General features: G+C 36.3%; 16 protein-coding genes and 1 other annotated feature. All 16 genes read right to left on the bottom strand.

The features are described 5' to 3' along the window. Positions 1–14 precede the first annotated feature (14 nt). Positions 15–1,130 carry an amidohydrolase gene (locus LAU42_RS06855; protein WP_224182888.1) on the bottom strand — a complete coding sequence of 372 codons (1,116 nt, stop codon included), beginning with the start codon at positions 1,128–1,130 and terminating at the stop codon, positions 15–17. Next, complete coding sequence (locus tag LAU42_RS06860; protein WP_224182889.1) at positions 1,123–2,238, bottom strand: mandelate racemase/muconate lactonizing enzyme family protein; 1,116 nt, start codon at positions 2,236–2,238, stop codon at positions 1,123–1,125. The genes LAU42_RS06855 and LAU42_RS06860 overlap by 8 nt, the downstream gene beginning before the upstream one ends. A gap of 131 nt (positions 2,239–2,369) precedes the next feature. Continuing rightward, positions 2,370–4,661 (bottom strand): protein translocase subunit SecDF, encoded by a 2,292-nt coding sequence (gene secDF, locus LAU42_RS06865; protein WP_224182890.1) that lies wholly within the window; start codon positions 4,659–4,661, stop codon positions 2,370–2,372. A gap of 69 nt (positions 4,662–4,730) precedes the next feature. Beyond that, positions 4,731–5,003, bottom strand: coding sequence for a preprotein translocase subunit YajC (yajC, locus tag LAU42_RS06870; RefSeq protein WP_224182891.1), 273 nt, complete (start codon positions 5,001–5,003; stop codon positions 4,731–4,733). 11 nt (positions 5,004–5,014) lie between these two features. Then, positions 5,015–6,154, bottom strand: coding sequence for a tRNA guanosine(34) transglycosylase Tgt (tgt, locus tag LAU42_RS06875; RefSeq protein ID WP_224182892.1), 1,140 nt, complete (start codon positions 6,152–6,154; stop codon positions 5,015–5,017). 11 nt (positions 6,155–6,165) lie between these two features. Next, positions 6,166–7,188: a tRNA preQ1(34) S-adenosylmethionine ribosyltransferase-isomerase QueA gene (gene queA / locus LAU42_RS06880; RefSeq protein ID WP_224182893.1), complete on the bottom strand. Its 1,023-nt coding sequence runs from the start codon at positions 7,186–7,188 to the stop codon at positions 6,166–6,168. Positions 7,189–7,190: 2 nt separating this feature from the next. Further along, the gene (ruvB, locus tag LAU42_RS06885; protein WP_224182894.1) at positions 7,191–8,204 is read right to left on the bottom strand and encodes a Holliday junction branch migration DNA helicase RuvB; all 1,014 of its coding nucleotides are present in this window, start codon (positions 8,202–8,204) and stop codon (positions 7,191–7,193) included. Positions 8,205–8,219: 15 nt separating this feature from the next. Next, a complete protein-coding gene (ruvA, locus tag LAU42_RS06890) occupies positions 8,220–8,801 on the bottom strand; it encodes a Holliday junction branch migration protein RuvA (RefSeq protein ID WP_224182895.1) in 582 nt (193 codons plus the stop codon). Between the two features lie 8 nt (positions 8,802–8,809). Continuing rightward, a complete protein-coding gene (locus LAU42_RS06895) occupies positions 8,810–9,256 on the bottom strand; it encodes an ACT domain-containing protein (protein WP_224182896.1) in 447 nt (148 codons plus the stop codon). 12 nt (positions 9,257–9,268) lie between these two features. Further along, positions 9,269–10,558 (bottom strand): GTPase ObgE, encoded by a 1,290-nt coding sequence (obgE, locus tag LAU42_RS06900; RefSeq protein ID WP_224182897.1) that lies wholly within the window; start codon positions 10,556–10,558, stop codon positions 9,269–9,271. Next, positions 10,559–11,047, bottom strand: a complete 489-nt coding sequence (locus LAU42_RS06905; RefSeq protein WP_224182898.1) for a Spo0B domain-containing protein — start codon at positions 11,045–11,047, stop codon at positions 10,559–10,561. 173 nt (positions 11,048–11,220) lie between these two features. Further along, positions 11,221–11,505 (bottom strand): 50S ribosomal protein L27, encoded by a 285-nt coding sequence (gene rpmA / locus LAU42_RS06910; protein WP_041636048.1) that lies wholly within the window; start codon positions 11,503–11,505, stop codon positions 11,221–11,223. 10 nt (positions 11,506–11,515) lie between these two features. Then, entirely contained in the window at positions 11,516–11,836 is a 321-nt protein-coding gene (locus LAU42_RS06915) for a ribosomal-processing cysteine protease Prp (protein ID WP_224182899.1), read from the bottom strand. Next, entirely contained in the window at positions 11,836–12,144 is a 309-nt protein-coding gene (gene rplU, locus LAU42_RS06920) for a 50S ribosomal protein L21 (RefSeq protein WP_012657190.1), read from the bottom strand. The genes LAU42_RS06915 and rplU overlap by 1 nt, the downstream gene beginning before the upstream one ends. Before the next feature lie 13 nt (positions 12,145–12,157). After that, positions 12,158–12,229, bottom strand: a sequence feature (ribosomal protein L21 leader region). A 52-nt stretch (positions 12,230–12,281) separates the two neighbouring features. Then, entirely contained in the window at positions 12,282–12,785 is a 504-nt protein-coding gene (gene mreD, locus LAU42_RS06925) for a rod shape-determining protein MreD (protein WP_224182900.1), read from the bottom strand. Next, positions 12,785–13,654 carry a rod shape-determining protein MreC gene (mreC, locus tag LAU42_RS06930; protein ID WP_338147525.1) on the bottom strand — a complete coding sequence of 290 codons (870 nt, stop codon included), beginning with the start codon at positions 13,652–13,654 and terminating at the stop codon, positions 12,785–12,787. Before mreC ends, mreD begins: the two co-directional genes overlap by 1 nt. Positions 13,655–13,657: the final 3 nt, after the last annotated feature.

Here is a 13,657-nt window from a genome sequence, read left to right on the forward strand (position 1 = left end):
TAATGCCTTTTCATTTATTTATCTATTTCTTGTAACAGTTCATAAAAAATTTCAATTGCATCAAAGATCACGGTCTTATCCAGATTCATTTCAGGATGATGCAATCCATGCTCCATATTACACCCAATTCCGAGCATTGTCGACTTGATATTCGGCATAGCATACGTATAGTTATGAAAGTCTTCTGCACCTGGAGTATAAATTGTATCTACACATTCAAATCCTTGTTTCACAATCGCACTTTTCAATTTTTCTTTCGCATCCATATCGATTTCTGCAGCAACGGTATAACCATCAATTTCTGTCTGAATCGTTACATCTTCGTCAATATACTGAACTCTGCTATCCTCTATCATCTTATTAAATGCCGCGATAAGCTCATCCATCGTATCATTAAAGTTAGCACGAATATCAAACGTCACGCGAACATGTCCTGGAATTGAATTATCCTGGCCGTTCATCGTGTTAATTTTCGTCATTTTTATAGAATAATTACGGTTGCTTCCCATATTAATGCGCTTAATTTGTTCGTATATATCCATTACAACATCGATGCTGTTAATCGATTCCCACGGGCGACCTGCATGTCCTGCTTTCGTAATTACATCCATATAAATCGTCCCACTTGCTCCGTGCTGAATACTTGCAGAAAACTGACCTTTTTTCAGTTCATTTGATGGTCTGACATGCATTCCAAATAAGTAATCGACATTATTAAATACATACTGCTCTTCTTCTACGATATATTTCGCACCTTCTCCTAACTCTTCTGCAGGCTGAAAAATAAATTTCAATGTATGTTTCGGTTTATAGTTTAAAGCGTTTAACTTTAATATTAAACCTGTCAGAATTGTCATATGTACATCATGCCCACATGCATGCAGCACTTTAAGCTGATCGTTAAGACGATATGGTAATGCATCTATATCTGTCCGAAAGGCGATCGCTGACTCTGATTCGCCGTTAATTTGCAACATAAAGCCTGTTTTATTGAATCTCTTAATTGGAAAATCTTTTAAATAAGTACTTAAATATTCAGTCGTATTCTGTTCTTTCCAGCTAACTTCTGCGATTGTGTTTAATTCTGTGTTAATGTCATTAATTTCATTTTTAAATGCAATACTATTCATTTTGTCCACTCACTTTAAATTGTCGTATCGTTATATCCTTTAAATTCTGCTCATTAATTTCTATGCCAAGTCCTGGTAATTCACTTAAATATACGTAAGGTACTTCATACGTTAAATTTCCAATATCTTTCTTAAATAATAATGGTCCTGTCAGTTCTGTCGTTTGTACGTTACGCTGACTCATTGCAACATGATACCCTGCAGCACTGCCGATTGATGACTCGACCATCGAACCAATCTGACATGGTATATGATGTGCTTCCGCATATTTAATAATATCAAGTGCACCTTTAATTCCCCCGCATTTCATCAGCTTTACATTGATGAGGTCAGTACGGATGTTTAATTGTGCAAGTTGCTTTACGTTTAATATACTTTCATCGAACATAAGCGGTACATTCATATTGTCATACAAATAATCCATACCCTTTAAATCATCATACTTTAATGGCTGTTCAATCCACATTAAGTTTGGATACTTTAGCGAATTTACCATTTGTGCGATTCGTTTCGGTGATGTCCAGGCCTGATTACAATCAACACGAATTTCTATCGATGAATCAACATAATCCAGTATTTGTTTTAACTTTGTACAGTCGCTCGTAACCTCTCCACCAAGTTTCACTTTAATTACTTTATAACCTTCAGATAACAGTAAATCAATATCTGCTTTTAACTGTTCGAACGGTTTTACACTTAATACTTTCGCATAAGATAACTTGTCTTTAGTTTTCCCACCGAGCAATTCATAGAGTGGCAAGTTTGCTTTTTTCCCTAAAATATCGTGTAACGCGATATCTACTGCCGCTTTTAAAGACGGATTATTAATAATCAGCTGATCGATTTCTTCTAATATTACATTAATATTAAGCGGATTTTTAGTTATTAACGCTGGCGCAATTAAATGTTCCATCGTTTCGTACAATCCATTTACATGTTCCCCATTCACATGTTCATCAGGTACTGCTTCCCCAAAACCTGTTATTCCTTCATCCGTTTCAATCTTTAAGATAAATGCCGGCATATTCGGATAAGTTGCATAATTAATTACGAATGGTTCTTTCAATGGTAATTCGATTTGATACCCCGTCACCTTAGTTATTTTCACGTTTATCCCCCTTTGCATATTATATTTATTCTATCATTTTTTACACAAAAATTGAAAACTGAATATAATGGTAATTAAATTTTCATACAAAAAAAGACACAGAACAAAGTCTGTGTCTTTTTTAGAGATGATTATACGTATATCTTCTCTTCATTCGGTTTCTTCTCTTCATATACTACAAGTTTACCATTTGCTTTTTTCAGCTGGCGTTTCTTTAAAATACCCCAAAGTGGTACAGCAATAAAGATTGAGCTGAATACACCAGAAATTAAGCCGACAAGAAGTGCTACAGAGAAGTTGAAGATGCTTGATGCACCAAGTAACATTAACGCAATAACGACGATAATTACTGTTAATACTGTATTAATTGAACGCGTCATCGTTTGTCGAATCGAGCTGTTAACAATATGATCGATCTGTTCAGGTGTTGTAATAACTTTTATTTTATGCAAGTTCTCACGCACACGGTCAAACGTAACGATTGTATCGTTAATTGAGTAACCGATAATTGTAAGTACAGCAGCGATAAACGTTACATCGACTTCAAGCCTGAATATACTGAAGAACGCGATAATTAAAAATGCATCATGAAGTAATGATAATACAGATGTTAATCCCATACGCCATTCAAATCGGAATGTAACATAAATAATGATACCAATCGATGCGATAATGACAGATTTAATTGCATTTTTCGCAAGTTCTTTTCCGATTTCACTTGATACTGTATTGACGTTCGGCTCATGTCCATACTTTTTCGTAAATGATGATTTTAAATCATTAATTTGTTCTTTCGTTAATGGATCCTTATATTGTACTGATGCCATCTTCGGATTTTCACCGTTAACGATAACATTTTCACTCGGAATTTTTAAAGTCTCAAGTTCTTTCTTTAAATCATCTACTTTTAACGCTTGTTCACTTTTAACGTCCACTCGCGAACCACTCTTAAAGTCGATACCTAAGTTTAATCCCGTCATCAGAACGATAATGCCACCAATAATAATTGAAGCAAGTGATAATCCAAGTAATGGTTTTGCTAATTTTACAAAATTAATATGTTCCCATGCTGACTTTAAATCCTGTACGTCTAATCCTTCTGCAAGATCATGACGATGTTTACGATTAACACCAAAGAATGAGAACTTCTTATCAAACATCCCTGAATTTACTGCAAGACGAAGTAAGAAACGTGATAAGAATACTTGCGTAACAAAAATCATAATAATACCGAGTAAGAGCATAGTAGCGAAACCTTTAACGCTACTTGTACCAAGGAAGAATAGGACAAGTGCAGCAAGAACTGTCGTTAAGTTCGCATCTAAAATTGTTAAGAATGAAGAACTAGACCCTTTCTTAAACGCCTGTTTAATGCTTCTTCCGATGCGTATTTCATCTTTAATACGCTCATACATAATGATGTTTGCATCTACCGCCATACCGACACCTAATACAAGCGCGGCGATACCAGGAAGTGTTAATACACCTGAAATCATATTGAAGGCAATCATTGTTAACCAAATATATGCTGATAATGAAATAACCGCAATAATACCAGGTAATCGGTAATAGAACATCATAAATAAGAAGATTAATCCAACACCGATAGCAGATGCAAACACTGTATCATTCAGTGCATCCTGTCCGAACTGTGCTCCTACTGATGTTGAATATACTTCTGTAAGTTTAACCGGAAGTGATCCTGAGTTTAATAAATCCGCGATTTGTTTTGCACGAATTAAACCGTCTTCACCGTTAAATCCACCTGAAATTTCAACGTTCTGGGAATTAATTTCCTGAGATACTCCAGCCGCACTTACATATTTCGGTTGTTTACCTTCTTTTTCTTTTTGTGCTTCTTTTTTGTAGCTGTCTTTACCTTCTTCAAAATCCATCCAGATTACCATTATGTTTGGATCTTGTTTAGAAATTTTCTTTGTAATATTTGCAAACTTTTCTGCAGACTTTAATTTTAACGTAACTACTGGTGCGTTACTCGTCTGATCAAAGCTTTGTTTTGCGCCACCTTGAACTAAATCTTTACCGCTGAGTAATAGTTTATCATCCGCGTCACGAATCGATAAGTTTGCGCTTGTCGATAATATTTTTCGTGCTTCATTCTGATTTTTAACACCTGCAAGCTGAACACGAATTCTATCTTTATTCTCGATTTGTATCTTCGGTTCACTTACTCCGAGAACGTTCACACGTGATTCTAACGTCTTACTTGTTGCTTTAACAATTTCCGGTGTAATTTTATCGTCTTTTTCAAGCTTTTCAACTTTATAAAGTACTTCAAATCCACCTTGCAAGTCCAATCCAAGATTGACTTTATTCATAATATCCTTTGCCGTTACGCCCATGCTACTGAATAATAATATTGTCAGCAGTAATAGCGCGACAACTCTGCTTCGTTTCTTCACACTTTCACCTCGATATTCACTTTGATGTAAAAAGTATACATCTAATTGTTGTCCGAATCAAAAATAATTCTAGCTTAAACCTTTAATTGCCTGTTTCTCAAATGTCATTTCTGTACCTTTATTGTTAACGATAATCGTAACAACTTTGTTATCGACAGTTTTTACAGTACCGTGTAATCCACCAATTGTAACAATTTTATCGCCTCGCTTTAAGTTTTTAAGTAAGTTCTGCTGTTCTTTCGCACGTTTTTGCTGCGGCTTAATCATAAAAAAGTAAGCGACAGCGAAAATCGCTACAAGTGGTAATAAATTTAATAGTAATGCTTGTGTTTCTGTACTCATTGAATTGCCTCCTAAAAGTTTTTCGGATTTTCTACATTTAATCCGTATTCTTCAAAAAATTCTTCTTTAAAATCTAATAATCTGTCATTACGAATGGCTTCACGTACTTGCTCCATTAAATTCAGTAAGAAATGCAGGTTATGAATTGTAGTAAGCCTGATACCAAACGTTTCGTCTGCTTTAATTAAGTGACGTAAATACGCTTTCGTATAGTTTTTACAAGTATAGCAGTCACACTTCTCATCAAGTGGTGTAAAGTCGCGTTCGTACTTCGCATTTTTCACGACGACACGTCCTTTAGATGTCATACATGTTCCGTTACGTGCAATACGTGTCGGTAATACACAGTCGAACATATCGATGCCTCTTATCGCACCTTCAATTAAAGCATCAGGTGAACCGACACCCATTAAATATCTCGGCTTGTTAAATGGCATTAATGGTGTCGTATGTTCTAACATACGATACATAATTGGCTTAGGCTCTCCAACTGATAGTCCTCCTATGGCATATCCAGGGAAGTCCATTGAAATTAAATCCTTTGCAGATTGTGTTCTTAAATCTTCATATTCTCCACCTTGTATGATTCCAAATAATGCCTGATCCTGTGGACGCTGATGCGCTTTTAAACAACGTTCTGCCCAGCGAGACGTTCTTTCGATACTCGCTTTTACGTATTCGTATGTTGCAGGCATTGGTGGACATTCATCAAATGCCATCATAATATCAGAACCAAGATCATTTTGAATATGCATAGCTTTTTCAGGACTTAAGAATAGTTTTGAGCCATTTAAATGATGCCTGAAATGTACGCCTTCTTCTTCAATTTTACGCATGTCACTTAAGCTGAATACTTGGAAACCACCGCTATCTGTTAATATCGGCCCATCCCAGTTCATAAATTTATGCAATCCTCCTGCTTCACGAATAATATCGCTACCGGGACGTAACCATAAATGATATGTATTACTTAAAATAATTTTAGCGTTCATTGCTTTTAGTTCTTCCGGACTCATCGTCTTAACCGTTGCCTGTGTACCTACCGGCATAAACATCGGCGTTTCAAATGAACCGTGAGGTGTATGCACAATACCGAGCCTTGCGCCTGATTGTTTACAAGTTTTTATATGTTCATATGTTACAGCGTTCATAATTCTCTCCTTTAATAAATAAACATCGCATCACCGAAGCTGAAGAATCGATATTCTCTTTCAACCGCTTCATTGTATGCTTTCATTATATATGCTTTCGTTGCAAGACTTGATACGAGCATCACTAATGTCGATTTCGGTAAATGGAAATTCGTAATCATCGCATCAATGGCTTTAAATTGATAACCAGGATAAATGAAAATATCCGTCCATCCACTTTGTGCTTTAAAGTGACCTGTCTCATCTGCAATTGTTTCTAACGTTCTCGTCGATGTTGTACCAACAGTAATAATTCTATTACCATTTGAACGTGTTTCGTTCAGTAAATTTGCAGTTGCCTCTGTCATTTCATAATATTCACTATGCATCTTATGACTTTCTACATCATCTACACTTACAGGTCTGAATGTCCCTAAGCCAACATGCAATGTTATATATGCAATATTTATGCCCTTTGCTTTTATCGCATCAAGCAATGCTTCTGTAAAATGCAATCCAGCTGTCGGTGCTGCAGCACTACCAGTAGCACGTGCATAAACAGTCTGATAACGGCTTTGATCATCGAGTGTTTCCTTAATATATGGGGGGAGTGGCATTAAACCGAGTTCATCTAGACGTTCCTGTAATATACCGTCATACGATAACTTCATAATACGGCCACCTTGCGACAGTTCCGCGACACATGTTGCGATAATTTTACCTTCTCCAAAAGTTACGCGTGTACCAATTGTGACGCGTTTTGCCGGTTTAATGAGTACTTCCCATCCATTATCATGCTCTGTTAACATAAGCATTTCAATTTTAGCACCCGTGTCTTCCTTTACTCCAAATAAACGCGCCGGCATTACTTTCGTATCGTTTAATACTAACGTATCTCCTTCGTTCAAATAATCAATAATTGATTTAAACGTTGTATGCCCTATTTCACCTGTTTGTTTATTCAGTGTTAGCAGCCTGCTTGCAGTTCTATCTTTAAGCGGCGTTTGTGCGATTAAAGCCTCAGGTAAGTTAAAGTCAAATTCATTTACATCCAAAATTATTTCCTCTTTTCGTTATCATATGGCACATTGAGATGTTCATATGCACGCACTGTTGCGACACGGCCTCGCGCAGTACGCTCAAGCAATCCTTTTTGAATTAAATAAGGTTCATAAACATCTTCTAACGTTATACGTTCTTCACCGATAGACACTGCAATTGTCTCTAAACCTACAGGTCCTCCGTTATAACGTTCAATAATGGCATTTAATATTTTATGGTCGATATGATCCAGCCCATATTGATCAACTTGCAATAAGTCGAGTGCGTGAGTTGTTGTTGCAATATCGATATGTCCATCATTTTTTACTTGTGCAAAGTCACGGACACGTCTTAATAAACGATTTGCAATACGAGGTGTTCCTCGACTTCTTAGTGCAATTTCATGTACTGACTGAGCATCGATCACAACATCAAATACATCCGCAGTACGCTTAACGATATGTGACAAGTCATTAATTTCATAATAATCCAGTCTTAAATGCACACCGAAACGATCTCTTAAAGGCGCAGATAAACTCCCTGCTCTTGTCGTAGCACCTACTAGCGTAAATGGCGGTAAATCGATACGAATACTTCTCGCTTCCTCACCTTTACCAACAACGATATCTAAGCAGAAATCTTCCATGGCAGGATACAGCACTTCTTCAACAACTCGGGATAATCGGTGTATCTCATCAATAAATAAAACGTCACCAGCATTTAAACTTGATAATATCGCCGCCAAGTCACCTGGTCTTTCAATAGAAGGCCCTGATGTAATTCGAATATTAACGTCCATTTCATGTGCGATAATATTTGCCAATGTCGTCTTCCCAAGACCAGGTGGTCCATATAATAACACATGGTCCAGCGATTCGTTACGTAACTTTGCAGCCTGTATAAATACATCTAAATTTTCTTTAATTTTATGTTGTCCAATATATTGTGACAGTCGCTCTGGACGTAAAGATAATTCATCTTCAATTTCTATATTGTTGATTGCGTTTATATCAACGATTCTATCATCCAAAAAAACACATCCTTTTTATGAAACAAGCATTTGTAACCCTAGTTTTACATATTCGTCGACTGTACTGAAATTTTTACCTTTCAGTTGTTTTTCAATTTTAGTGATTTCTCGTTTTGAATATCCTAAAGCTTCAAATACGAGAACAGCTTCGTCCAGTAAGTCGTTTGAAACGTGATCAAACACATCCGTTTCATCGGTAATGACAAGCTTACCTTTTAAGTCTAATATAATTTGCCTCGCAGTTTTCTTCCCGATACCCGGAAACTTAATTAAATAGCTTTCATTCTCTGATTCAATCGCCTTAATAATTTCCTGTGGTGTACTCGTCGCTAAAATCGCAAGTGCAGACTTCGGACCGATACCCGTAACTTTGTTCAATGAATTAAACATCGCTTTCTCTTCTTCATCTTTAAAACCATATAGCAGTTGCGCATCTTCTCTTACGACGAGTTGTGTCTGTAACGTAACAGATGCGTTTAACATATGATTAAAACGATAAGGATTCGGCGTTAAACATTCATATCCGATGCCACCGACTTCAATTACTAAATGCGTCGGTAATACTTTTGTTATATTACCCTTTAAATAAGCGTACATAGAACCTCCTACAAACTCATGCCCAGCAGTTTTACATCGTTTACATATTCTATTGCTGCAATCGCATCAATAAATTCATTAATTGTCATATTCACCGCTGTCGCATTGAGAGAAATTGTAATCGTTGTTTTTTCTTTAATTGGAATCGTCTGGTGTATTGTTAATACAGACCCATTATGCAGTGCGATAAATGAAAGTATTTTACTTAGTAATCCAACTTTATCATCGACCTGCATCATTATCGTAATGTTTTTCTCACGTGTCGTATCGTCCACCGGAAAAATTGTATCCTTATATTTGTAGTAAGCACTTCTTGATAAATCAAATTGTTTTACTGCATCAAATATTGACAGTTTCGGATTTTTGTCCAGTGCATCTTTTATACGTAACGTTTTCTGTACAGATTCCGGTAAAACATCTTCACGTATTAAATAAAATTTCTTCTGTGTTGTCATTCACTACACCTTCTATTCAATAAATTCAAATTCCCCACGTAGAATTCTTACTATATCACCGTTTTTAGCACCTCGTTCACGTAAAGCATCATCAATACCCATCGTACGCATTTGGCGTGCAAATCGTCTAACAGATGCATCACGTGTAAAGTCTGTCATCTTGAATAAACGCTCAATAGAGTTTCCACTCACGACATAAGCGCCATCATCATCACGTGTAATCTCAAAGTGGTCAACTGATTTTTCATGTTTGTACATAACACGGTGTACAGCACCAGCTTCTTCATCAAGATCATAGTCAACGTCTTTCGTTTCATCTAATAAATCTGCAGTTTTATACAGTAATGTGTCGATATTCTGATATGTTGCGGCACTTAGTTCTATAATTTCAACATCTTCTTCTAATTTAGATTTAAATTCCTGTAAATACTCTTCAGCATTTGGCATATCCATCTTATTCGCAACAATAATTTGAGGACGTCGTGCAAGTTTTTCATTATATTGTTTCAGTTCTTTGTTGATTGTCGTATAGTCCTCGTATGGATCACGTCCATCTGTTCGACCCATATCAATCATATGAATAATAACGCGTGTACGCTCAACATGTTTTAAAAATTGATGTCCAAGTCCTACACCTTCTGACGCACCTTCAATTAATCCCGGTAAATCGGCCATTACAAAACTGCGGTTATCTTTCGTCTGAACAACACCGAGATTTGGTTTAATCGTCGTAAAATGATATGCACCGATTTTCGGCTTCGCTTTTGAAACGATAGATAATAACGTTGATTTACCAACACTTGGGTAACCTACAAGCCCTACGTCTGCTAATAGTTTTAATTCTAGTGAAACTTCAATTTCTTCACCTGGTTCACCGTTCTCGCAAAAATCTGGTGCCGGGTTACTAGCTGATGCAAAGCGTGAGTTTCCTCGACCACCGCGACCACCACGTGCAACGACAGCGCTTTGTTCATGTGTTACTAAATCCGCAATAATTTCTCCTGTTTCAGCATTTTTAATTACTGTGCCAGGTGGAACTTTAAGAATTAAATCTTTAGCACCTCTTCCGTGCATGTTACTTGTTTGTCCGTTCTCACCTTTCTCTGCTTTAAACATACGTTGAAATCTGAAGTCTAGTAACGTTCTAAGTCCCTCGTCTACCTGGAAAACGATTGAAGCTCCTTTCCCTCCATCACCACCAGCTGGTCCTCCTAGTGGAACATATTTCTCTCGGCGATATGCAACGATACCGTTACCACCATCTCCTGCTTTTAAATTAATTTTGACCTGATCTATAAACATTTAGACACCTCTTTTAATTTCATATTTGTATTCTATTAATGATTCGCTCATTTCTGTAACATTTTCAGATGCTGATTGATTGATAATATCGCCAGTTAATACAAATAATAATTCAAAACTACTATTTGATTCAAACATACTAATCGTCAACAGACTTTTCGTCTCGATACGCGATTTGATATCTTCAAACACTCGACTGAATATTTCGGCAACGTGCTTATCATACGAACCAATTGCACTGGACAGCATATCGATTTCAAAGTCATAATCCAATAGCTCGAATGAAACACGATGCGTAATATATACTTCTATCGTCTGCGCTAATGGTAACTTTAAAAACTGCTGTTCGGCTTTAAAAGCTGAAACGAGTGATTGGATTAAACGATCACGCGCTTCATGTTTATCAAGACGCGTATATATATCTATCAACTGCAATTGGTTCGCAAAATCATGTTTAATCTTATAATAAATATTTGTGCTGTCCATCATCTACACCCCTACAATAGTATAACATGGAATAACACTTTGTATACGTCAGACGAACAACATTGTCTTCGTTAAAAAAAGGACAATGCACAAAATCAACGATAGATTCTGACGATGTCCTCATAATGTACGAAAAAAAAGACTTGAGACAATTGTCCCAAGTCCCGTAATTCACATTATTTCGCTTCAGCGTATACTGATACTTTCTTTTTGTCGCGTCCGAAACGTTCGAATTTAACAACGCCGTCGATTTTAGCGTAAAGCGTATCATCTCCACCACGACCTACGTTTTCACCAGCGAAAATTTTAGTACCGCGTTGACGGTATAAAATTGAACCACCAGTTACGAATTGACCGTCAGCACGTTTAGCACCTAAACGTTTTGATTCAGAGTCACGACCGTTACGTGTAGAACCTACCCCTTTTTTCGATGCGAAGAATTGTAAGTTTAATTTTAACATGAGTTACACCTCACTTATAATTTAATTTTATATACTGTCCGTATTCTGCTTCAATCGTCTGTAGTGACACGAGCATTGCCTGAATAATGAGTTGTGCTTCTTTATTGTTCAGATCTACAACCCTTGCAGTAAAGTAACCACCATCATCTGCATAATCAATGTCCGGTCTTTCATCCGTCAAACCTAATACTGCGTTCATACTACCGAATACGACTGCCGATGCTCCTGCACAAACAAGATCTTGTCCATGTGGTGCGCTATCTGCATGACCTTCCATAGTAAACTCAGTAACTTGCCCTTCGTCATTGACGAAGACGTTCACATTAATCATTACGCGTTAATCGCTTCAATAACTAATTTCGTGTATGGTTGACGATGACCTTGTTTACGTTTGTAGTTTTTCTTTGGTTTGTATTTGAATACAGTGATTTTTTTACCGCGACCGTGTTTTTCAACTTTCGCTGTAACAGTAGCACCTTCAACTACAGGTGAACCAACTTTAACTGTTTCTCCACCAACCATTAATACTTGATCAAACGTGAATGTTGAACCTTCTTCTGCGTTTAATTTCTCAACCCAGATTTCTTGACCTTGCTCAACTTTTAATTGTTTTCCACCAGTTTCAATAATTGCAAACATACTTGCACCTCCTATTATTTATAAGTCACGCCATCTTCAGGTGGATTGCTCACTTAAACCCAAAGTTGTGCGGTTGTATGTAGCCTGAAACTACTCAACTTCAATATAATATCATTTGTATTACTAATAGTCAATTTCTAATTTGAATATTTATCTAATAATTTAAGCAGTAACGGAAATACGATAACGATAAATAAAAAATTAAGTAAAAGCGTCGGAACTAAATGTGTCAATATAAACGTGAAGTACCCGGTACTAATAAAACCGAGAATCTTCATAATAATAAACATAAAATGTTCAAACAGCATAACAAAGAATAATAACAATACAATCATCATCATAATATCTTTATAGAAAACTTTAAACAACTGATCCATAAGTAATACTGAAATAATAAAACCAAATGTATACAATCCATATATATTACCAAGATAAACGTCGCATAAAATACCTGTAAAGATACTTAGTATAAGCGCAATTTTAGGGTTTTTGTAAACGGTAAGTATCAATAAATAAATCAGAAGTAAATGTGGTATGAAATACAAATCCGTTTGAAAAATACGTAGCGGCACATATGTAGTGATTAAATTATTGAGTAAAAGCAATATAATTGCGATAACCGGATAAATCATTACCTGCATTACTCGCCACTTCCTTCAAGCGAAACTGCTTTCGGGCTTTTTTTAGCAACATATACATGCGTTAACCCTTTTAAGTCTGCACTCGTTTCGATATATGCAATCTGACTTAAACCGTATTCATCATTTTCAACTTTTTTTACTTTACCGATTAATATACCTTTTGGAAATTGTCCACCAAGACCACTCGTTACAACTTTCGTACCTGATTTTACTTTTACGTTATTATCAATATCTGAAATGACAAGTAAATTTTTCTTATCATCAAAGTGGTCAACCATACCGAAGATTTCTTCACTGTCCTGTTGTAATGTGACACTAATTTTACTTGCTTTAACACTGGATGTAATCATTTCAACTTGAGCAGAATACTGATTCACTTTCTTTAATCTTCCAACTAAGCCTTCAGTCGTTATTACTGCCATATTTTCTTTAAAGCCAGTAGCTTTTCCTTTATTGATTACCATCGTATTCATCCATTGATCATGGTTGCGGCTAATAACTGTTGAAATTTCTGGTTCATATTCAGCAATGCTTTCTGTCTTTAACGCCTGGCGTAATTCCTGATTTTCTTTCTCGAGTCTATAATTATCCGCCTCTACTTGTGCGAATCCTTTAATCTTTTCCTTTAATTTCTTGTTTTCTTCATTCGCATCCCACATATTGACAACGTTTGCGAAATTCGTCGTAATAAACATCGCAGGATATGAAACAACGCGCTGTCCAGCTGCAACTGTATCACCTGCAAATGATTCTGCTGTTGTAGTCGTTCGTTCTCGCACCGATACACCTACTAGTACGATAAACACAATTAGTCCAAAGAGCATAAAGACTAATTTATTTCTTTTATAAAAGTTAGGCAAAGTTAACACCTC

It is taken from the genome of Macrococcus armenti (assembly GCF_020097135.1).
In the GTDB taxonomy this organism is placed as follows: Bacteria; Bacillota; Bacilli; order Staphylococcales; family Staphylococcaceae; genus Macrococcoides; species Macrococcoides armenti.